This is a genomic window from Paeniglutamicibacter psychrophenolicus (assembly GCF_030812255.1).
GTDB classification, from domain to species: domain Bacteria; phylum Actinomycetota; class Actinomycetes; order Actinomycetales; family Micrococcaceae; genus Paeniglutamicibacter; species Paeniglutamicibacter psychrophenolicus_A.
Genome location: NZ_JAUSSH010000017.1, coordinates 85571 through 105944 on the forward strand (window position 1 = coordinate 85571; position 20374 = coordinate 105944).

20 protein-coding genes, 1 tRNA gene and 1 pseudogene are annotated in these 20374 nt (G+C 68.2%); 10 read left to right on the top strand and 12 right to left on the bottom strand.

The annotated features are described in order from the left end of the window. Window positions 1-57: 57 nt before the first annotated feature. From J2T21_RS18180 to J2T21_RS18195, 4 genes are all read right to left on the bottom strand, one after another. The gene (locus tag J2T21_RS18180; protein ID WP_307583360.1) at window positions 58-1023 is read right to left on the bottom strand and encodes an NUDIX hydrolase; all 966 of its coding nucleotides are present in this window, start codon (window positions 1021-1023) and stop codon (window positions 58-60) included. 4 nt (window positions 1024-1027) lie between these two features. Beyond that, entirely contained in the window at window positions 1028-3241 is a 2214-nt protein-coding gene (locus tag J2T21_RS18185) for an RNA degradosome polyphosphate kinase (protein WP_307583361.1), read from the bottom strand. Between the two features lie 87 nt (window positions 3242-3328). After that, window positions 3329-4306 (bottom strand): mycothiol synthase, encoded by a 978-nt coding sequence (mshD, locus tag J2T21_RS18190; RefSeq protein WP_307583362.1) that lies wholly within the window; start codon window positions 4304-4306, stop codon window positions 3329-3331. 25 nt (window positions 4307-4331) lie between these two features. Beyond that, entirely contained in the window at window positions 4332-5030 is a 699-nt protein-coding gene (locus tag J2T21_RS18195; RefSeq protein WP_307583363.1) for a winged helix-turn-helix transcriptional regulator, read from the bottom strand. Between the two features lie 195 nt (window positions 5031-5225). Between J2T21_RS18195 and J2T21_RS18200 the strand changes: the two genes are divergently transcribed. The 3 genes from J2T21_RS18200 (at window position 5226) to ygfZ (ending at window position 7876) form a co-directional block, all read left to right on the top strand. Further along, on the top strand, window positions 5226-5975 hold the full coding sequence (locus J2T21_RS18200; protein WP_307583364.1) for a hypothetical protein: 750 nt from the start codon (window positions 5226-5228) through the stop codon (window positions 5973-5975). Between the two features lie 228 nt (window positions 5976-6203). Next, window positions 6204-6803 (top strand): FABP family protein, encoded by a 600-nt coding sequence (locus J2T21_RS18205; RefSeq protein WP_307583365.1) that lies wholly within the window; start codon window positions 6204-6206, stop codon window positions 6801-6803. Window positions 6804-6805: 2 nt separating this feature from the next. Further along, window positions 6806-7876 (top strand): CAF17-like 4Fe-4S cluster assembly/insertion protein YgfZ, encoded by a 1071-nt coding sequence (gene ygfZ / locus J2T21_RS18210; RefSeq protein WP_373458071.1) that lies wholly within the window; start codon window positions 6806-6808, stop codon window positions 7874-7876. A 222-nt stretch (window positions 7877-8098) separates the two neighbouring features. Here the strand turns inward: ygfZ and J2T21_RS18215 are convergent, their stop codons facing one another. The 5 genes from J2T21_RS18215 to J2T21_RS18235 all read right to left on the bottom strand — a co-directional run bounded on the left by J2T21_RS18215 (window position 8099) and on the right by J2T21_RS18235 (window position 12403). Beyond that, window positions 8099-8827, bottom strand: coding sequence for a GNAT family N-acetyltransferase (locus J2T21_RS18215; RefSeq protein WP_307583367.1), 729 nt, complete (start codon window positions 8825-8827; stop codon window positions 8099-8101). Between the two features lie 92 nt (window positions 8828-8919). Further along, window positions 8920-9948, bottom strand: coding sequence for an ATP-dependent 6-phosphofructokinase (locus J2T21_RS18220; RefSeq protein WP_307583369.1), 1029 nt, complete (start codon window positions 9946-9948; stop codon window positions 8920-8922). Between the two features lie 254 nt (window positions 9949-10202). Beyond that, entirely contained in the window at window positions 10203-10448 is a 246-nt protein-coding gene (locus tag J2T21_RS18225) for a PspC domain-containing protein (RefSeq protein WP_307583371.1), read from the bottom strand. Window positions 10449-10517: 69 nt separating this feature from the next. Further along, on the bottom strand, window positions 10518-10745 hold the full coding sequence (locus J2T21_RS18230; RefSeq protein WP_071212913.1) for a hypothetical protein: 228 nt from the start codon (window positions 10743-10745) through the stop codon (window positions 10518-10520). Next, a complete protein-coding gene (locus J2T21_RS18235) occupies window positions 10742-12403 on the bottom strand; it encodes a PspC domain-containing protein (RefSeq protein WP_307583372.1) in 1662 nt (553 codons plus the stop codon). The genes J2T21_RS18230 and J2T21_RS18235 overlap by 4 nt, the downstream gene beginning before the upstream one ends. 126 nt (window positions 12404-12529) lie before the next feature. Here J2T21_RS18235 and J2T21_RS18240 point away from each other — a divergent pair, with 126 nt between their 5' ends. Both J2T21_RS18240 and J2T21_RS18245 read left to right on the top strand, forming a co-directional pair. After that, complete coding sequence (locus J2T21_RS18240) at window positions 12530-13804, top strand: ATP-binding protein (protein WP_307583373.1); 1275 nt, start codon at window positions 12530-12532, stop codon at window positions 13802-13804. Then, window positions 13797-14471, top strand: a complete 675-nt coding sequence (locus J2T21_RS18245; RefSeq protein WP_071212916.1) for a LuxR C-terminal-related transcriptional regulator — start codon at window positions 13797-13799, stop codon at window positions 14469-14471. Before J2T21_RS18240 ends, J2T21_RS18245 begins: the two co-directional genes overlap by 8 nt. 99 nt (window positions 14472-14570) lie before the next feature. Here J2T21_RS18245 and J2T21_RS18250 read toward each other — a convergent pair whose 3' ends face one another. Both J2T21_RS18250 and J2T21_RS18255 read right to left on the bottom strand, forming a co-directional pair. Then, window positions 14571-15770 carry a pyridoxal phosphate-dependent aminotransferase gene (locus tag J2T21_RS18250; RefSeq protein ID WP_307583375.1) on the bottom strand — a complete coding sequence of 400 codons (1200 nt, stop codon included), beginning with the start codon at window positions 15768-15770 and terminating at the stop codon, window positions 14571-14573. Window positions 15771-15967: 197 nt separating this feature from the next. Continuing rightward, a complete protein-coding gene (locus J2T21_RS18255) occupies window positions 15968-16546 on the bottom strand; it encodes a hypothetical protein (RefSeq protein ID WP_307583376.1) in 579 nt (192 codons plus the stop codon). Window positions 16547-16717: 171 nt separating this feature from the next. Here J2T21_RS18255 and J2T21_RS18260 point away from each other — a divergent pair. From J2T21_RS18260 to rplA, 5 genes are all read left to right on the top strand, one after another. Continuing rightward, window positions 16718-16790, top strand: a tRNA-Trp gene (locus tag J2T21_RS18260). 117 nt (window positions 16791-16907) lie between these two features. Continuing rightward, window positions 16908-17174, top strand: a complete 267-nt coding sequence (gene secE / locus J2T21_RS18265; RefSeq protein ID WP_307583377.1) for a preprotein translocase subunit SecE — start codon at window positions 16908-16910, stop codon at window positions 17172-17174. Between the two features lie 57 nt (window positions 17175-17231). Continuing rightward, window positions 17232-18029, top strand: coding sequence for a transcription termination/antitermination protein NusG (gene nusG, locus J2T21_RS18270; protein WP_307583378.1), 798 nt, complete (start codon window positions 17232-17234; stop codon window positions 18027-18029). Between the two features lie 133 nt (window positions 18030-18162). Beyond that, complete coding sequence (gene rplK / locus J2T21_RS18275) at window positions 18163-18594, top strand: 50S ribosomal protein L11 (RefSeq protein ID WP_071212921.1); 432 nt, start codon at window positions 18163-18165, stop codon at window positions 18592-18594. Window positions 18595-18753: 159 nt separating this feature from the next. Further along, on the top strand, window positions 18754-19464 hold the full coding sequence (gene rplA, locus J2T21_RS18280; protein WP_307583380.1) for a 50S ribosomal protein L1: 711 nt from the start codon (window positions 18754-18756) through the stop codon (window positions 19462-19464). Window positions 19465-19922: 458 nt separating this feature from the next. Here rplA and J2T21_RS18285 read toward each other — a convergent pair. Continuing rightward, window positions 19923-20374, bottom strand: a pseudogene (locus J2T21_RS18285) (IS1634 family transposase); the annotation flags it as partial.

A 20374-nucleotide genomic window follows, 5' to 3' on the forward strand; every position in this document is an offset into this window, starting at 1 on the left:
CAACCGGGGCGCCGCCTGTACGGGCGCCTACCTAGAGACTACCGCGAAGGGTCCACGCTAGTCCTCAAACGCGTCGTAAACTTCCACCGAGACGAGTTTGCGCTTGCCAGAGACCGGTTGGTGGACCACGACGAGCGCCCCGGGGCGCAGGAACGGGTCCCGTTCGGGCAGGAAGGCGGCCAGCGCCGAATCCATCCTGGCGCGCAGCTCGGAAAGCACCAGCGGCAGCACCGGTCGGTGCGTGCACACCGCCTGGGCACGGCGCTTGTCCAGCAGCTTGGCGACGGCGCGCTGGGCCTTGTCCGGGCGGCGCGTGGCCTCGTGCTCGGTGATCGCCGGCAGCATCTTCACGATGAAGCGGTGCTGCTGCACGTAGGGCGCGACGGTCTGCACGCACCGGGTCCACGGGCTGGAGGCGACCTTGGCCGGGCGCCAGGAGCCCAGCAGCCGGGCCACGGCCAGCGCCTGCCGCTGCCCGGTGGCGGCCAGCGGGCGCTTGCCCTCCTCGCGGGTCCAGTTGGAGCGCGGCTTGGCCTTGGCATGGCGCACCACCACAAAGGGGTGGGTCTCCAGCGTCCCGGCCCGGTGCGCGGTCACCAGCGCCTCCAGCGGTTCCAGGTCCCCGGGGTTGGTCAGCCAGGAGCGGGCCATCTTCGGGGTGGCCCAGCGCACCGCGTCGGTTTCCTTGCCGTCCGGGACCGGCGGGGTGCCCGGGAACCTTGCGGCCCAGTAGTACACGACCTTGGCCCCGGAACCCACCTGGTAGGTCATCGCCGGCAGCGGGATGCCCAGCACGATGTCCAGCCCGACCTCCTCGAAGACCTCGCGGGTGGCGCACTCGGGCAGGGTCTCCCCGGGATCGAGCTTGCCCTTGGGCCAGGACCAGTCGTCGTACCGGTCCCGGTGGATCATCAGGACCTCGAGCCCGCCGCCGTTGACCCGCCAGATGAGGGCCCCGGCCGCCCGCACCGCGAAGTCGCCGGTGCGGATGGACTCCGAATCGCTTGAACGCACGAAATGCACGCCCCTAGCGCCTGACCACGGTCCGCTGGCGGGTGCGCGACTCGATCAGCCACGACTGGATGTCTTCCAGCGGCGCACCGTCCTCGTCCTTGTGGTGCCGGGTCCACTGGCCCTCGGCGTCCAGGTGCCAGCTGGCGGTGCCCGGATCCATGTAGCGGTCCAGCAACGCGACCAGCTCGGCGGTGTCCTCGCGGCTGCTCAGCGAGACCAGGGCCTCGACGCGGCGGTCCAGGTTGCGGTGCATCATGTCGGCCGAGCCGATGTAGACGATCGGCTCGCCGGCGTTGTGGAACATGAACACGCGGCTGTGCTCCAGGAAGCGGCCCAGGATCGAACGGACCCTGATGTTTTCGCTCAGCCCCGGCACCCCGGGGCGCAGCGCGCAGATCCCGCGCACGATGACATCGACCGCGACCCCGGCCTGCGAGGCGCGGTAGAGCGCGTCGATGACGGCCTCGTCGACCATCGAGTTGACCTTGATGACCACCCGGGCCGCCAGGCCCGCCTTGCGGTTGGCGATCTCCGCCTCGATCCTGTCGATCAGCCCCGAACGCAGCGAGCGCGGGGCCACCAGCAGGCGCTTGAAGGTCGAGCGCGGGGCGTACCCGGAGAGCTGGTTGAACAGCCTCGAGAGGTCCTCGCCGACCGCGTCGTCACTGGTCAGCAGGCCCAGGTCCTCGTAGTAGCGGGCCGTGCGCGGGTGGTAGTTGCCGGTGCCGATGTGGCAGTAGCGGCGCAGCCGCTCGCCCTCGCGGCGGATCACCAGGGAGAGCTTGGAGTGCGTCTTCAGGCCCACGATGCCGTAGACCACGTGCACCCCGGCCTGCTCCAGCTTCCGGGCCCAGGAGATGTTGGCCTGCTCGTCGAAGCGGGCCTTGATCTCCACCAGCGCCAACACCTGCTTGCCCGATTCGGCGGCGTCGATCAACGCGTCCACGATCGGCGAATCGCCGGAAGTGCGGTACAGCGTCTGCTTGATGGCCATGACCTTGGGGTCGTTGGCCGCCTGCTCCAGGAACGCCTGCACACTGGTGGAAAAGGAATCGTAGGGGTGGTGCAGCAGGATGTCGCGGCGGCGCATCGCGGCAAACACGTTCGCGGCCTTGGAGGTCTCGGACTCGTTGAGGAAGCGCGAGGTGTGGGCCAGATGCCTGGGGAAGTGCAGGTCCGAGCGGTCGATGTTGGCGATCACGCCCAGCCCGCGCAGATCCAGCGGCGCGGGCAGGGCGAAGACCTCGTCGTCCTCGACGCCGAGTTCGCGCACCAGCAGCGCACGGATGTTCGGGTTGATGTCGTCGACGACCTCCAGGCGCACCGGCGGGCCGAAGCGGCGGCGCAGCAGCTCCTTCTCCAGGGCCGCCAGCAGGTTCTCCGCGTCGTCCTCCTCGACCTCGAGGTCCTCGTTGCGGGTGACGCGGAAGAAGTGGTGCTCGACGATGTCCATGCCCGGGAACAGGTGTTCCAGGTGCTCGGCGATCACGTTTTCCAGCGAGATGAAGCGCGCCACGCGGCCCGCCGAGTTCCCGGCGCGCGGCCCGTCCACCGAGATCAGCCGCGCCATGGTGTCCGGGACCTTCAGCCGGGCGAAGAGTTCCTTGCCGGTCACCGGGTTGCGGACCACCACGGCCAGGTTCAGCGAGAGCCCGGAGATGTAGGGGAAGGGGTGGGCGGGGTCCACTGCCAGCGGGGTGAGGATCGGGAAGACCTGGTCGATGAACCAGCGGTGCAGCTCCTCGCGGGCCCGCTCGTCCAGTTCCGCCCAGCCCACCAGCAGGATCTGCTCCTTTTCCAGGGCCGGGCGGACCGAATCGGCGAAGACCCGTGCGTGGCGCAGCTGCAGCGCGTGCGCGTCGGCCAGCAGCATTTCGAGCTGGTCGATGGGGCTCATCCCGGCCGCCGAGGGCACCGCCAGGCCGGTGGCGATGCGGCGCTTGAGGCCCGCGACCCGGACCATGAAGAACTCGTCCAGGTTCGAGGAGAAGATCGACAGGAAGTTGACCCGCTCCAGCAGGTGCATTTCCGCATCCTCGGCCAGCTCCAGCACCCGCGCGTTGAAGTGCAGCCAGCTCAGCTCGCGGTCCAGGAACCTGTCGTCGGCGAAGTCGCCGTCGGGGATCGGCGAGGGCTCGAAGTCGGGCAGCTCGATCCGGTCCTGGGTGGCGCGGGCCGCCGGGACGTCGGTGATGCCCAGGGAGGAGGTGGGTGGGTGCGAATCCATGAGCGTTGCCCCTAGCATGAAATATTGGTGGTGGTGCGTGCTTTTCACGGCGGGCCGTGGAAAGGGCACGCGGCCTTGCGTCGCTATCTACCTTACCGAAGCCGGGGCGTACATGACGTCCACATCCCACTTGGTGAAGCCCAGTTTTCGGTAGAGCGAGACCGCCGGGGCGTTGTCCGCATCCACGTAGAGCATCAGCGCATCCAGGCCCAGGGAATCCAGGTACTCGATGCCCGCCAGCGTGAGCACCTTGCCCAGCCCGGTGCCCTGCGCCTCGGGGATGACCCCGACCACGTAGATCTCCCCGATGGCCTGGTGCTCGCCGGTGGTGGGGGAGGAGAGCGCCGGGTGCACCTTGGTCCAGTGGAAGCCCAGGATCTTCCCGGATTCGCCCACGGCCAGCAGGAAGCCGGCCGGGTCGAACCAGTCCTCGGCCATGCGCGAGGCCAGGTCCTCGAGCGTCAGCGCCCCCTGTTCGGGGTGGTGGGCGAAGGCCGCGGCGTTGGCCGCGACCCAGCCGGCGGTGTCGGTGGCCGGGTCGAAGGCGCGGATGGTGATGCCGGCCGGGACGACCGCGGCGGGCACCGGTGTTCCGGCGACCATGCGCATGCGCCACAGCTCGCGCACCGGGGTGTAGCCGAAGCGTTCGGCGAGCTTGGCGGCGGCCTCGTGGTTCCCGTGCGCCCAGGCCCGCAGCGTGCCCGGCCCGGTGTTCTTTCCCAGGGCGGTGAGCAGCGCCCCGGCGATGCCCGAATCGCGGAGGGAGGGGTGCACCACCATTTCCAGGGTGCCCGGGGCCGCGTCGGTGCCGCGCACCGCCACCGCGGCGCCGACCAGGTCGGTGGAGACGGTGTCGTCGTCCTGGCCCAGGTAGGCGTAGGCGCCCACCAGCAGCCCGGAGGCCGAGGGCGTGCGCAGATCGAGCAGGGTCTGTTCGCCCAGCGGCGGGTTGCCGTCGGCTTCCTCGCCGGCAGCCACCAGCGCATGCAGCTCGGCGAGCACCTCGGGGTCCGGGGTGCCGGTGACGACTTCGATGCTGACTTCGGGATTCGGTGCGGCGTTCATATCCCTAAGATAGCCGCAGCGGCACCTAGGCGTCGACGACCTCGGTGTTTTCGTGGCGTGCCGGGGCAAAGCGGTAGCCGACGTTGCGCACCGTGCCGATGAGCTGTTCGTGGTCGGTGCCCAGCTTGGCGCGCAGCCGGCGCACGTGCACATCCACGGTGCGGGTGCCCCCGTAGTAGTCGTAGCCCCAGACCTCGTGCAGCAGTTGCTCGCGGGTGAAGACCCGTCCCGGATGCGCCGCCAGGTACTTGAGCAGCTCGAATTCCTTGTAGGTGAGGTTCAGCGGGGTGCCGTGGACCTTGGCGGTGTAGCTGGCCTCGTCGATGATGACCCCGGCGGCGCGGATGGGTGCGCCGGCGGTTCCCGCGGCGGGTGCCGAGCGGGCGATCGCCAGGCGCAGCCGCGCCTCCACCTCGGCGGGCCCGGCGGTGTCCAGCAGCACGTCGTCGACCTGCCAGGACGCGGAGATCGCCGCCATCCCGCCCTCGGTGAGCACCAGCAGCAGCGGGGCCGAGACGCCGGTGGTGCGCAACAGCTGGCACAGCGTGCGGGAGCCGGCCAGGTCCTTGCGCCCGTCCACCAGCACGACCTCGGCACTGTCGGAGGCCAGCAGCGCGGAGCCGGAGGCCGGCAGGACGCGGATTTGGTGGGAGAGCAGCTCCAGCGACGGGACAATCTGGGCCGAGGTGCCGGGGGTGTTGGTCAGCAGCGCGATGATCGCCATCGGGACCTCCCCTGTGCTTGGGTTGCCGCTTCTCCCCGTGCGGCGCCGCCTGCGCGGCGCACCGGGGGGCAAACGGTGCTTACAACATGAAGTATAGATTGCGCCGGGTTTCGAACATGTTTCGGTCCGCGCAACACGCCCAGCGCACCGGTGCCCGAATGGGGCCCCGGGGGTGGTTAAGGCAGGATGTAACCTGTGAGACTCAAAGTTTTGGCCACCGGAACCATTGCCCTGGCACTGCTCGTGACGGCCAGCTACCTGCCCGGCCAGCTGGAAGGCGCGACCAACTGGCCGCTGGCCGCCGTGACCCTGGTGCTGATTGCCGCCTTCGCGCTCGGCTGGCCGCGGCTGATGAAGCTCTCGGCGCCGCTGCCGGTGTCCGTGGTGATTTTCCTGGTGGGAGCCGGTTCGACGGTGCTGGGCCTGTGGGCACCTCCGCGCCCCTCGCTGGGATGGGTGGCACCGGCCCTGGCGGCCGGCGTCATCCTGGTGTTCCTCACCCAGCTGGTGCGCGGCACCGATGCCACCAAGCGCCTGGAATCGGCCGCCGTGGGCATGCTCGGCCTGCTCGTCGCCGCCTTCGGCTCCGGCTGGGCGGTGCTGGGCACCGAACCGGCATGGCGCTCGGTGGCGCTGATGGCCGGGATCAGCATCCTGGCCGCCGCGGTGCCAGGGGTGCTGCGTTTGCCGGACCGCATCGTCTTCCCGCTGGGGTTCGTGCTGGCCGTGCTGGCCGGCGGGGCCGCGAGCATGCTGCACCCGGCGGTCCAGCTGGCCCCGGCGCTGGTGCTGGGCGCCGCGTGCGGGCTGGTGGTCGTCGGCTCGCGGGCCATGCTGGTCTCCCTGGGCGGACCCACGGGAACCGTGCAGATGGCGGCCGCGGCGCTGGCACCGCTGCTGGTGTGCGGATCGGTCACCTGGTACGTGTTGCTGCTGCTGCTCTAGCGGCTGCGGCGTGTCGCACCCAATGCGTGGCTGGCGTCATGAAAGAGGCAACCGGCGGCCCGAACCGGTTAGGATGGTGCCATGAACGAATACCTTGGACTTGAAATCTTCTTCCTCTCCCTGCTGACCCTCGCGGGCCTGGGCATGGCCGGCTTCGCCGGGCTCGTGGTTGCGCGCCTCTTCAAGGGCCAGAAGTAACCTACCCCCGGCAGCAAAGAAGCACACACGATGGCCATTGAGATTCCCACCGACCTGACCCCCGAACTGGTGCCGCTGTCGTGGCTGATCGGATCCTGGGAAGGGACCGGCCGCCTCGGCGAAGGCGAGGTCGACGACGAACACTTCTTCCAGCGCGTGAGCTTCACCCAGAACGGCTTGCCGTTCCTGGAATACCGGTCCGAAACCTGGCTCACCGACGAGCAGGGCAACACGTTGCGCCCGCTCACGGTGGAGACCGGGTTCTGGTCCCTGGAACGCCCCATGGTCGAAGCGGACCTCGGCCCGGGCATGGTGCCCGGCGACGTGGTGCCGGCACTTCGCTCGGCGCAGGACGTCGAGGAGCTGCGCACCGATGAGGGCGGGTTCAAGATCCAGGCCAATATCGCGCACCCCGGGGCGATCTCCGAACTCTACTACGGCGTCATCAAGGGCCCGCAGATCCACCTGGCCACGGACCTGGTGATGCGCGGCACCAACGCCAAGGACTACGCCTCGGCCACCCGCATCTACGGGCTGGTCAACGGGGACCTGTTCTGGCGCTGGGACGTATCCACCGGCGGCAACGACCTGAAGGCCCACGCGTCGGCCGCCCTCAAGAAACAGGGATGACCATGGCGAATTCGCCGTTACTGTCACGACCCGGCGCAGTCGCCGGTGCAGGGATCGACGCGGGCACCGCCGCACACTACGGGGAATTGAACAAGGAACAACGCGCGCTGTCCAACGGCGCCGCGGTGGCCGACATGTCCCACTTCGAGGTGGTGACCCTCGCCGGCGAGGACCGATTGACCTGGCTCAACACGCTCTCCAGCCAGGCGCTGACCGGGCTGCGTCCGGGACAAAGCACCCAGACGCTGCTGCTCACCGTGCAGGGCCGCATCGAATTCGACATCCGCGTGCTGGCCGATACGGACAAGCTCTGGCTGCTGGTGGAACCGGGCCAGGCCGAGCCGCTGGCCGCGTTCCTGAACCGGATGCGCTTCATGCTGCGCGTGGAAATCACCGACGTCTCGGAGCGGTTCGCGATCCTCGGGGCGTGCGCGGCGCAGCCTTCACTGGAAAAGTACCCGGTGTGGGTCGATCCGTGGCCCGGGGTCACCGAGGGCGGCTACGCCTACTCCGCGCCCGAGCACCCCGGTGCCGAGCGCCCGTGGTTCGAATACATCGTGCCGGCCGACGAGCTGGAAACCGCCGTCGGGCAGACGCCGCTGGCCGGGATGCTCGCGGTGGAGGCGCTGCGCATCGCCGCCTGGCGCCCGCGCTTCGGCTTCGACACCGACGAGAAGACCATCCCGCAGGAACTCGACCTGCTGCGCACCGCGGTGCACCTGGACAAGGGCTGCTACAAGGGCCAGGAAACCGTGGCCCGCGTGCACAACATCGGCCGGCCGCCGCGCCGCCTGGTGTTCCTGCAGCTGGACGGCTCGATGCACACGCTGCCCGCCCTCGGCTCCGAGGTCCGCATCGGGGAGAAATCCGTGGGCACGCTGACCTCGGTGGCTTCGCACTTCGAGGCCGGCCCCATCGGCCTGGCCCTGATCAAGCGCAACATCGACCCGGACACCGACGTCGAGGTCGTCGACGGCGACGAGCACTACGCCGCGAAGCAGGAGACCATCGTGAGCCCGGACGCCGGGCAGACCGCCGGGCGCTTCACCGGGTTCCTGCGCACCCCGCACTAAGCTGAAAACCGCAGCAAGGGGCGGGAACGCACCGCTTGCGGCACAACCTGCACAACGCCCGACCGGGAAATCCTGGTCGGGCGTTGTGCATGGACGGGCCGGCCAAGAAGGCCCCGCGGCCAAGAAGGCCCCGCGGCCAAGAAGGCCCCGCGGCCAAGAAGGCCCCGCGGCCAAGAAGGCCCCGCGGCCAAGAAGGCCCGCGGCCAAGCCGGCCCCGGGCCCCTAGAACCCGTTGTGCAGCTTCAGGGTCATCAGCGAGCCGACCAGCTCGAAACCCAGCGAGGTGGCCAGCGCGTTGGCGGCATCCTGCCCCTCCTTGATCCGCGCCTGCGGGACCAGGCCCTCGGACAATGCGTCGTCCACGGCCAGCGCCGCGGCATACCGGCCCAGCCCGTGGCCGCGCAGCCCCGGCGCCGTGAGCACCGTGGTGTCGGCCAGCAACCCGCCCGGCGCCCAGTAGCCGGCCCCGGCCACCGGGTCCTCCCGGGTGTCGGAAAACAGCACGAAGCATTGGTCCCAGCCGGCCAGTTCGGTGGAGGAGGCATCGTCGCGCGGGCTCTGCTCGCGCAGCTGGGCCAGGTCCTCCGCGTCGACGGAGACCGTGATGTGTTCCGAGTCCACGATCTCGAACGGGGCGTCCAGGTAGGTCAGCGCGTCCACGCCCAGCGAGCGGACCGAGGGGGCCAGCCCGGAGGCATGCAGCAGGCCCAGCAGCGCCCGGTCATCGACGAAGCGCTGGTCCCCGGCATCGCGCAGCAGCGGCAGGATGTCCGCCGGGGCGCGGACCACCTGGTGGTCGCCCAGGTGCAGCACCTCCACGCGGTCGCTGCCCGGCGCGGGGACGAACAGGCTCACCGGCGGGCGGTCGGGTTGCAGCGCGGAGTCGGGCACGGAAAATTCGCGTGCCCAGGACAGCGCAACGATGGCACGGGTGCCGAATTCAAGATTCACGTTTTCGAGCCTAATGCAGGTGAAGGGCCGCGGACGCCGCCGGAGGCGCGCAAAACGCCTCGGCGTTGCGCCGCAGCCGCCGGCCGGGCGCATCAGCCGAAGAGGATCCGCGCCTCGTCGTAGCGGTCCTGCGGAACGCGCTTGAGGTTGTTCAGCGCCGCCTGGAACGGCACCCGGTTGATCTTGGTGCCGCGCAGCGAGACCATCGAGCCCCAGGCCGCATCGGCCACCGAATCCACCGCCGCCATCCCCAGCCGGGTGGCCAGCACCCGGTCGAAGGCGCTGGGCACCCCGCCGCGCTGGATGTGCCCGAGCACCGTGGCCCGGGTCTCGATGCCGGTGGCGTCCTCGATGAACGGGGCCAGCTGCTCGCCGATGCCGCCCAGGCGGGGACGGCCGAAGGCGTCCAGGCCGCGCTCGGAGAAGGCGCCGTCGGCGCCCTCGGGGACGAAGCCCTCGGCCACGACGACCAGCGGGGCGCGCCCGCGGTCGTGCGCCTCGGAAACCCAGGCGTAGATCTGTTCCATGGTGGTGGACTGCTCGGGGATCAGGATCGCGTGCGCCCCGGTGGCCATGCCGGCGTGCAATGCCAGCCAGCCCACGTGCCGGCCCATGACCTCGGCGATCATGCAGCGGTGGTGGGATTCGCCGGTGGTGCGCAGCCGGTCGATGGCCTCCACGGCGATCTGGTTGGCGGTGTCGAAGCCGAAGGTGTAGTCGGTGGCGTCCAGGTCGTTGTCGATGGTCTTGGGCACCCCGACGATCTTCAGCCCGGCGTCGGTGAGCCGCTTGGCCCCGGCCAGGGTGCCCTCGCCGCCGATGGCGATCAACGCGTCCACGCCCAGGCGCCCCAGCGTGGCGGCAATGTTCGCGGCCCCGCCGTTTTCGCCCTCGAAGGCGTTGGTGCGCGAGGTGCCCAGGATGGTGCCGCCCTGCTTGGAGATGCCGCGGACCGCGTGGCGGGGAAGTTCGATGACGTCCCCGTCCTTGACCCCGCGCCAGCCGTCGCGGAAGCCGACGAATTCATGGTCGTAGCTCTTGATGCCGTTCAGGACGGCTCCGCGGATGACGGCGTTCAATCCGGGGCAGTCCCCGCCGCTGGTCATGATCCCGATGCGCATGCTCACTCGATTCTTTTCCGTGCTCGATCACCCACGATGGACCTGCCTTCGGTCCGGGCGTTGTGTTGGAGCGCGACGTTGAGCTCGCCGAGAACAAGTGTAGCCAAGCAACACTTGTGATGACCAACACCGCGTCAGCCGCAGGGTCCCTGCATGACGCCGCCGCGGCGCCTGCCGGACGCGCCGCGGGCCATGCCGCACGGAGGGGGTTCTCCTCGGCGGCATGGCCCGGGGGCAATGCATGGGGGAAAGCGTCAGCGCACGGAGCGGATCAGCTTCTGCAGGGCGATCGTGTCGTCCTGGTTGGGGATCAGCAGCCAGGCGATGACGTAGGCGCCGATGCCGAAGACCGGCAGCAGGAAGCTGAGCAGCACCCCGATCCGCACCAGGGTGACGTCCCAGCCGAACTTGTCGGCGATGCCGCCGGCGATCCCGCCGACCAGGCGCTTGGGGCCACGGCGGAGCGGGATTGAGCGAAGGGAATTGAAAAAGGTGTCCATGGTGTCAAAGTCTTTCATGTGGATCGCGGTTTGTGGGTGCGGGAGCGGATTTTGCCCCTCCGGGTTTTACTACCGGGAGCGGCGGGCGGCCATGATCCCGGCGATGACCAGGATCAGCCCGGCCCCGGCCACCAGCCCGATGAACAGCAGCGGCGCGCTGATCTGGAAGCTGAGCAGCAGCCCGGCCAGCAGCGCGATGCCGATGGCCAGCAGGATCAGGCCGAAGACCAGGGTGCCGGTGGGGAAAGCCGGCGCCTCTTCGGCGGGGCTGGAGGGTTGTGCGGTGTGCTGGCTCATGGTGCAACCTCTGCCTTCTCTACGTTGATTTCGATGCTGCTGAATGCCCCGTCGATCTGCAGGCGCAGTTCGGGGCCGCCGAGCCCGGCATTCAGGACCGTGCTTCCATTGCGGATTTCGGCGGTGGCGCCATTGATCCGTTGGGATCCGAAGGCGCTTTGCGAGTCGATGACCACCGGGATGTTGTCCGGCACGATCAACTTCGTGGAGGAGAAGACGTTGTCGATCCGCACCGTGGTGTCCGAGGTGATCGTGGAGTAGGACCGCAGGTCCAGTTCCCCGGAGTGGAAGACGTTGGTGGTGCCGGAGCCATCGGTGGTGGTGATGCCGCGGAACGAGGAGATCGGCCCGGAGTCGCGCAGCGATCCGCCGCCCCAGACCAGGGCGAAGACCAGGGCGACGATGCCGAACCCGACCAGGGCCCCGCCGGTGCGGTTGCCCAGCGCCGCCCCGATGACTCCCAGGGCGATGATGATCAGTGCCACCGCGAATCCCACGGCCAGCGGGCTGGCCGGCACCTGGAGCATGCCCAGGTGTTCGAGCCCCGTGACCAGGGCGAAGGCGAGCACCGCCAGGCCCAGCACGATGGTTGCCACGTAGCCGGGGATGGACCTGCCGCGCACCTGCCGCGGAGCCTTGCCGGAACCCGGCGCGGGAGAACCCGTTGCCGGCTCGAAGCCCGACGGAGGCGTCGGCCCGGATCCCGAGGGCTGCCCCGCGCGGTGGCCGGATGGTGCACCGGTCGGGGAGGCGGGGGACTGGGATGTTGGTTGCGGCATGGTTTGCTCCTCCGGGAACGGGCCGTGCCCCGGCACGGCGGCGGTCAATGGCGTGGTGGGTGCCTCGGATCCCGGGGCACCGGGTCCGGCGGGGTCGCCGTCCGTCCTCCGGGCATCGCCTCCGGCCGGGGTTTGGGCGTCGTCCGCCTCGGTGGCGTCCGCCTCGGTGGCGTCCGCGTCCGTGGCATCCGGGGCGGGCACATCGTCCGTCGTGGAGTCTTCATCGACGGTGTCCTTGGTTGCGCCTGCCGTTGTGTGGGAGGCAAAAGCGTCATCGGGCACCGTGCCCGAGGCGGTGGCAGGGGTTGCTTCCCCCGGAAAGGCTCCGGTGGACGCGGCAAAGGACGCCGTGGGTGCCGCCTGGGAGGCCGGGGCCTGCGGGGCACCGGAACCTGCCGGGTTGCCCGGGGCCGGGCTGTCGGTGCCGGTGGTCCACGATGCGGCGGGTTGCTTGCCTCCGGCATTTTCGGCAAATCGTCCGCTCCGGGAGAAGACCAGGAAGCAGACGCCCAGGATCACCAGGAGCGTCCAGAACCCGCCGTCCCACCAGCCAAAGAGTGCCGGGGAGCCGACCGCGCCGATGACGAAGAAGACCAGCGCCCCGCTCATCCCGCTGCTCCAGCGCCCGGCAATGGCCTCCTGCACGTGGATCTTCCCGTCGGCCCCGGGCAGCAGGGCCCAGCCGAGGCCATAGACCAGCAATCCCAGCCCGGCCACGAAGCACAGAGCCACGAAGATGCCGCGCACCAGGATGGGGGCGATGCCGAAGCGCGTCGCCACCCCGGAGGCGACGCCGCCGACCCAGTGGTCCTCGCCGCGCCGCAGCCCCAGTTCTCGTATCCACCGGAAAAACCCGTGTTCCATCGATGCTTCATTCATGCCTCAATCCTCGCGCCTCGGCTGCACCCCGCGCCATGGGGGTCGCCCCTGGTTGAACCCTGAGCCCGACCCCGGGATCGGTGGCCAAGGGCCCGTTTGGGGCCCGGGGCATGCTTGGATGGATACATGAGCCAAACACCCCTGCGTCCCGAGTTGCTGCGCGGACCCACGCGCATCGTTGCAGGGGTCTGCTCCGGGGTGGCGGCGCACCTGGGCGTGCAGGTGAAATGGGTGCGGATCGGCTTCCTGGCCGCCTGCCTGCTGGCCGGGGCCGGGGTCGTGCTCTACGCCTGGCTGTGGATCTTCCTGCCCAGTGCCAACGACGCCGAACGCGACGCCGAGCGGCGCAGCGGCACCCGCCGCTTCACCCTCGCCGAGGAACTGGGCGCCGGCACCCGCGGCACGCCGGATGAACCGGGGGACGGCGCCCGGCAGGCCTCGCTGCGCCAGGTGCTCATCGGCATCGCCCTGCTGCTGGTGGCGGCGCTGGCCGGTGCGCAGCTGCTCGGGGTGGCGATCCGCTGGAACGTCGTCTGGCCGCTGCTGGTGGTGGTGGCCGGCGCGGTGCTGGCCTGGACGCAACTGGACGAGGGCGGACGGCAGGACCTGCGCAAGAACACCGGGGCGCTCGGCGCCGCCGGGCTGGCGCGGCTGCTGGTGGGCGTCTCCCTGGTGGTCGCCGGGGTGCTGCTGCTGCTCAGCGGGGCCGTGGGCCTCAGCTCCCTGCTCTCGGGGCTCGCGGTGGCGGTGGCGGTCATCGCCGGGCTGGCGCTGGTGCTGCTGCCCTGGGCGCTGCGCTTCTGGCGCGACTTCGTCTCCGAACGCACCAACCGGGTGCGGGCGGCGGAACGCGCGGACATCGCCGCGCACCTGCACGACTCGGTGCTCCAGACCCTGGCGCTGATCCAGAAACGCGCCGAGGACCCGGCCAAGGTGCTCACCCTGGCCCGCGCCCAGGAACGCGAGCTGCGCTCCTGGCTGTACGACGAGCACGAGCGCAGCGAGGACGGGATCACCGAGGCGATCCGCACGGCCGCCGGCGAGATCGAGGAACTCTACCTGGTCTCCATCAACGTGGTGGGCGTCGGGGAGCGCACCGGAGCCCCCGGGCACGAGGCCCTGCTGCAGGCCACCCGGGAGGCCATGGCCAACGCGGCCAAGCACGCCGGCGGCACCATCTCGGTGTACGTGGAGGCATCCCCCGCCAAGGTCGAGGTGTTTGTGCGCGACCGCGGACCGGGCTTCGACCCCGCCGCGGTCTCCGCGGACCGGCACGGGGTGCGCGAATCGATCATCGGGCGCATGGAACGCAACGGCGGGAGCGCCCGCATCAAGAGCGACACGGAGGGCACCGAGGTGCATCTGGTGCTGGAAACGGAAAACGGAGAAGGACATGACTGAGTCAACCGAAAACACGGCATCGAACCGGGTGCGGGTGGTGGTGGTCGATGACCACGGTATCTTCCGCTCCGGGCTCAAGGCCGACCTGGACGGGCGCATCGAAGTGGTCGGCGAGGCCGCCACCGTCGAATCCGCCATCGCGGTGGTGCACGCCCAGCTCCCCGCGGTGGTGCTGCTCGATGTGCACCTGCCCGGTGGGCGCGGGGGCGGCGGCGCGGAGGTGCTCACCGGCTGCGTGGACGTATTCGACCAGGTGAAGTTCCTTGCGCTGAGCGTCTCGGATTCCGCCGAGGACGTGGTCACGGTCATCCGTGCCGGGGCCCGCGGCTACGTCACCAAGTCGATCTCCGGCACCGAGATCTCCGATGCGGTGCTGCGGGTGGCCGGCGGGGACGCGGTCTTCTCCCCGCGGCTGGCCGGGTTCGTGCTCGATGCCTTCGGCACCCAGGCGGCGATCAGCGCCGACGAGGAGCTGGACCTGCTCAGCGCCCGCGAACTGGAGGTCATGCGCCTGATTGCGCGCGGCTACAGCTACAAGGAGGTCGCCAAGGACCTGTTCATCTCGGTCAAGACCGTCGAGACCCATGTCTCGAGCGTGCTGCGCAAGCTGCAGCTGTCCAACCGGCACGAACTCACCCGCTGGGCCGTTGACCGCCGGATCCTCTGACATCCCCGCGCCGGGGCCACCCGGAACGCAAGGAAGGCCGGTGTCCGGAATCCCGCGGGGGAATCCGGACACCGGCCTTCGCGGTGGCAGGCGGTTGCGCTACCTGGCCTCGCCCAGCAGGGTGGCCAGGCGTCCGACGCCCTCGGCCAGGTCCGTATCGCCCAGCGCGTAGGACATGCGGATGTAGCCCGACGGACCGAAGGCCTCGCCCGGCACCACGGCCACCTCGACCTGTTCCAGGATCAGTGCGGCCAGCTCGGCCGACGTCGTGGGGACCACGCCGCGGATCTCGCGGCCCAGCAGGGCGCGCACATCGGAGTAGGCGTAGAACGCGCCCTCCGGGACGGGGCAGTTGACCCCGTCGATGGCGTTGAGTGCCGAGACCATCGCCTTGCGGCGGCGGTCGAACGCGGTGCGCATCTCGGCCACGGCATCCAGCGGGCCCGAGACCGCGGCCAGCGCGGCGACCTGCGAGACATTCGAGACGTTGGAGGTCGCGTGCGACTGCAGGTTGGTGGCGGCCTTGATGACGTCCAGCGGCCCGGCCATCCATCCCACGCGCCAGCCGGTCATGGCGTAGGTCTTGGCCACGCCATTGAGCACGATGACCTTGTCGCCCAGTTCCGGGGCGGCCGTGGCGATCGAGGTGAACACCGCATCGTCGTAGGTCAGGTGCTCGTAGATTTCATCCGTGATGACCCACAGGTCCTTGGAGGCGGCCCAGCGGCCGATCTCGGCCACCTGCCCGGGGGAGTACACCGCACCGGTCGGGTTCGACGGCGAGACGAAGAGCAGCACCTTGGTCTTGTCCGTGACCGCGGCATCGAGCTGGTCGATGGTGACCTTGTAGCCCTGCTCCGGTCCCGCGAACACCTCGACCGGGACACCGCCGGCCAGGCGGATGGCCTCGGGGTAGGTGGTCCAGTAGGGGGTCGGCACGATGACCTCGTCGCCCGGATCCAGCAGGGTGGCAAACGCGTTGTACACGGCCTGCTTGCCGCCGTTGGTGACCATCACCTGCGCGGCGTCGACCTGGTAGCCCGAATCGCGCATGGTCTTCTCCGCAATGGCCGCACGCAGCTCGGGCAGGCCGGCGGCGGGGGAGTAGCGGTGGTACTTGGGGTTGCGTGCCGCGGCAACGGCCGCCTCGACGATGTAGTCGGGGGTGGCGAAGTCCGGTTCACCGGCACCGAAGCCGATGACGGGCCGGCCCGCCGCCTTCAATGCCTTGGCCTTGGCGTCTACGGCCAGCGTGGCTGATTCTGCGATGGACCCGATACGTCGGGAAATGCGTGGCATGTCGTCGCTTCCTGGAAAGGGAGGTGTGGGTGTGCGTATGGAACAAGCTTAGTGGTCGCGGCCGTGGCGGCACGATTATTTGTTGACACGCCGTCGTAGTGTGAAGCCGCACTGGCCCGGGGAACCGAGCCGCCGCCGGCCGGACTCCCGGCGGCACCGTGGACGATGCTGTCACGGGGCCCGGATCGGTTCGGGACCTAGTGGCCCGGCTCGCGGCCGTAGCGATTCCGATGCAGCTCCGCGGACCGCTCCGCGTCGACGTCCCTCTCCAGCTGGCTGTGCCGCACCTGGTGCCACTGGTAGTAGGCGGCGGCACCGAGAAACAGCGGTGGGGTCAGGGCAAAGGGCAGGAACAGCACCCCGGAGAAGTCGATCATTCCGAACTGGGCCCCTCCTGCCAGCACCAAAAGGCTGGTGCCCACCCACATCAGCAGGCTCCGGCCCAGGCGCATTGCCCAGAGCACCAGGCCGATGCCGAGGTACCAGGACAGCGGAAGCGCCGAGCCCATGGCCAGGACCCCCACGCCGATTGCCAGCAGCAATTGCAGGAACAGGCTCCCGGAAAGCCCGTTCCGGCCACGCAGGCAGATCCAGACGCCAATGGCGATGAACATCGGCACGGCGGCGAGCAGCAGCTGCGGCAGCATCCCTGCGGCCGGTGAGTACCGCGAGGTTGCGCGCAGGATGGCGTCAAGCACCGAGCCGCCGGCAAAGACCAGCAAGACCAGGGCGGTGGTGGAGCCGGGGTGCGGGCGCCCGGCTGTCGTGGGGAACATGCCACCAACCTAGCAGGATGTTTCCGGGCCAAATATCGGCCGGAAAACGCCTACGGGGCCCCCGGTTCGACAATCGGCACAAACTTTGCGTAGACTTGATCCTCGGTGTTGGAAAACATCTGGATCACCAAGTCCGATGAGGGTTTGATGGTCCGCGAGCTTGACGCTCGAAGGGTAGTGGCGCAATTGGTAGCGCAGCGGTCTCCAAAACCGCAGGTTGCAGGTTCGAGTCCTGTCTGCCCTGCGCAGTGGCAATCATCTACGGTTGCTCGGCGAATATTCACGTCACGGTGTGTTGTGGTCGATACGGCTGCGGCACACCGTGATTGTTTCAAGTGGGATAATCTGAAACGAGGAATCGGTGACCGAAACGACTGCGAACGAATCGCATGGCGCTGGGCACAACAAGAGGCCGTCGAAAGCCGGTTTCTTCGCAGGCATTGCCCTCTTCTTCCGCCAGATGATTTCCGAGCTGAAGAAAGTCGTCACACCAACCCGCAGTGAGCTGGTCAACTACACACTGGTTGTCATCGGCTTCGTGGTGTTGATGATGTTGATCATTTCCGGTCTGGACTTCGTGTTCGGCAACGGATCGATTCTGATCTTCACCAATTCGCCCGAACAGTAACCCGGGACCAAACGCCCCACATTTCTGGTGAACCAGTAACAGAAAGCAGGAACCGCAGTGTCCGAGCAGGAACTCGAACCGCAGGCCACCGAAGAACTCGAAGGCCAGGCAGTAGAGGTCGATACCGATAAGGTGTCGGCCGATTCCGTCGTTTCCGAGGACGCCGAGCAGGCTCCCGAGGTTTCCGAGGACGCCGCGCAGGCCTCCGAGGACGCCGAGCAGGATGAAGCAGCCGAGGAAACCCCGGCCGTGGATCCGATTGAAGAATTCCGCACCAAGCTTCGCCGCCAGCCCGGCGACTGGTACGTCATCCACTCGTACGCAGGTTACGAAAACCGCGTCAAGGTGAACCTCGAGACCCGTATCCAGACCCTGGGCATGGAGGAATTCATTTATGAAATCCAGGTCCCGATGGAAGAAGTCGTCGAGATCAAGAACACCACGCGCAAGATCGTGCGTCGTGTTCGCATCCCCGGCTACGTGCTGGTTCGCATGGAACTGACCGACGCCTCGTGGGGTGCGGTTCGCCACACCCCGGGTGTCACCGGCTTTGTCGGCAACGCCCACGATCCGGTCCCGCTGCGTCTTGAGGAAGTCTTCTCGATGCTTGAGCACACCATCGTGACCGAGGAAGCCGGCGAGCACTCGAAGGCCGGCCGCGCCCCGATCACCGAGGTCCACGTCGACTTCGCGGTCGGCGAATCGGTCATCGTCAACGACGGCCCGTTCGAGACCTTGCCGGCAACGATCAGTGAGATCAAGCTGGAATCCTCGACCATGGTCGTCCTGGTCTCGATCTTCGAACGAGAGACCCCCGTGACCCTGTCCTTCAGCCAGGTCACCAAGATCCAGTAACATTTAGGTTTCGTGCCTGCCACCCGGATGCTTTACCGGGCACAGGCACGGTTTCGGTCGCCGCGCCACGGCGGCCAACCCCCCGAGGCACGCTCCTGTGCAACGGGGCAACGCAAAAGAAGAAGGACCCGACATGGCCCCCAAGAAAAAGGTCACCGGACTCATCAAGCTGCAGATCCAGGCAGGCGCCGCCAACCCGGCACCGCCGATCGGCCCGGCGCTTGGTCAGCACGGCGTCAACATCATGGAATTCTGCAAGGCGTACAACGCCGCCACCGAGTCGCAGCGCGGCAACGTGGTTCCGGTTGAAATCACTGTCTACGAAGACCGTTCGTTCACCTTCATCACGAAGACCCCGCCGGCAGCCGAGCTCATCAAGAAGGCCGCAGGCGTTGCCAAGGGTTCAGCCACCCCGCACACCGTCAAGGTTGCCAAGCTGACCCAGGCCCAGGTTGAAGAGATCGCCACCACCAAGATGGAAGATCTCAACGCCAACGACATCAAGGCTGCCGCCTTGATCATCGCCGGCACCGCCCGTTCGATGGGCATCACCGTAGAAGGCTAATAACGCCCTTTACAACCGCGCACCTGGCCAGCCAGGAACGCAAACCCAAAACAACCAGACGATGCGGAACCAGCCGGACCTAACCGGTGCACCGCATCGCAAGTGGCAGGGTCGCGCGCGACCCAAACATGACCACGACTGCATAAGGAGAAAAAGCAGATGGCAAAGCGCAGTAAAGCATTCGTAGCCGCCGCGGCGAAGATCGAAGAAGACAAGTTCTACGCTCCGGTCGAGGCAATTGCCCTGGCCAAGGAGGTCGCCTTCTCGAAGGCCGACGAGACCGTTGAGGTTGCTTTCCGCTTGGGCGTTGACCCTCGCAAGGCAGACCAGATGGTTCGCGGCACCGTGATCCTTCCCCACGGCACCGGCAAGACCGCCCGCGTCCTCGTGTTCGCGAACGGCGACAAGGCAGAGGCTGCAATCGCAGCCGGCGCCGACTTTGTTGGCTCGGACGACCTGATCGCCAAGATTGCCGGCGGCTGGACCGACTTCGACGCAGCAGTTGCAACCCCTGACCTCATGGGCAAGGTTGGCCGCTTGGGTAAGGTGCTGGGTCCCCGTAACCTGATGCCGAACCCGAAGACCGGCACCGTCACCATGGACGTCGCCAAGGCCGTCAACGACATCAAGGGTGGCAAGATCGACTTCCGCGTCGACAAGCACTCGAACCTGCACTTCATCATCGGCAAGGTTTCCTTCGATGCGCAGAAGCTTGCAGAGAACTACGCAGCAGCACTGGATGAGGTTCTTCGTTTGAAGCCTTCCTCCTCCAAGGGCCGCTACATCACCAAGGCGACCCTGACCACCACGTTCGGTCCGGGCATTGCGGTTGACGCCAACGTCACCCGTGTTCTGCCTGACGCTTCCTAATTACGCGTCCACGTCGCTGACCCGGTACCGGCCCCTCACGGGGGCTGGTACCGGGTTAGCCCGTTTAACGGGCATGTCGTCGCCAGCCGGACACCGGGCACTTGCCCGGACGCCCGAGGGCATGGGGCAACAAGCCTGTGCAACGACCATGCGCGAACCCCGGATGGGTAGCGGGAAACGTGAACCAATGCTGCCGGATGAATCCAATCGCGTCTGGCGGGGGCCCAAGGACTTGGTTCCGGTCGTGTGCCGGGGAGAGCCTGCCCGGAGTACACAGGGGGGCGATGCCGGGGGAGTGCCACCGAAGGCATGCTCGAGTCCTTGCCTTGGCAGCTAGCTGCCGAGTTCCGTGGAAGCCCGCCTGGCTTGGGCCATTGCTAATCTGAAGTTACGTTAGGCAGAACGCCAGGATCCCCGGATTGTCGGGGATCCTGGCGTTTTCGGTTCCGGGTGTCTGGCTACTTTCTGTGGTTTTTGGCGTGGAGGTCGATCAGCTCCATGGCGCGCTGTTGCCGGGGCGTGGGCAGGGAGAGCAGCTCGAAGGTCTTCTCGGTGCCCGGGACGCTGGTGGTGTTCCGGGTCCGGGTTCCCAGGTGGGTGAGCAGGTCCTGGTAGCTGGTGGCGGTGGTTCCGTCGTCGAGCTTTCGGGTGCTGGCCTTGCGCGCCGCGGCGACCGAGCGGACCACCTTTGCGACCGGCTCTTCCGGGACGGGCCGGTTCTCGTCGGTGAACGTCAACGGAGCCCACGCGGTGCGCAGGTGCCAGGTCAGGTGGGCTGCGAGCATGCAGAGGAACACATGGGCGCGGGTCCGGCGCTCGGTGTAGTGGCGGATGGGGCGGATGCCCAAATCCCGGGTCTTGAGGGTCTTGAAGACCTTCTCGACATTGGCCAGGGACTTGTAGGTCCGCA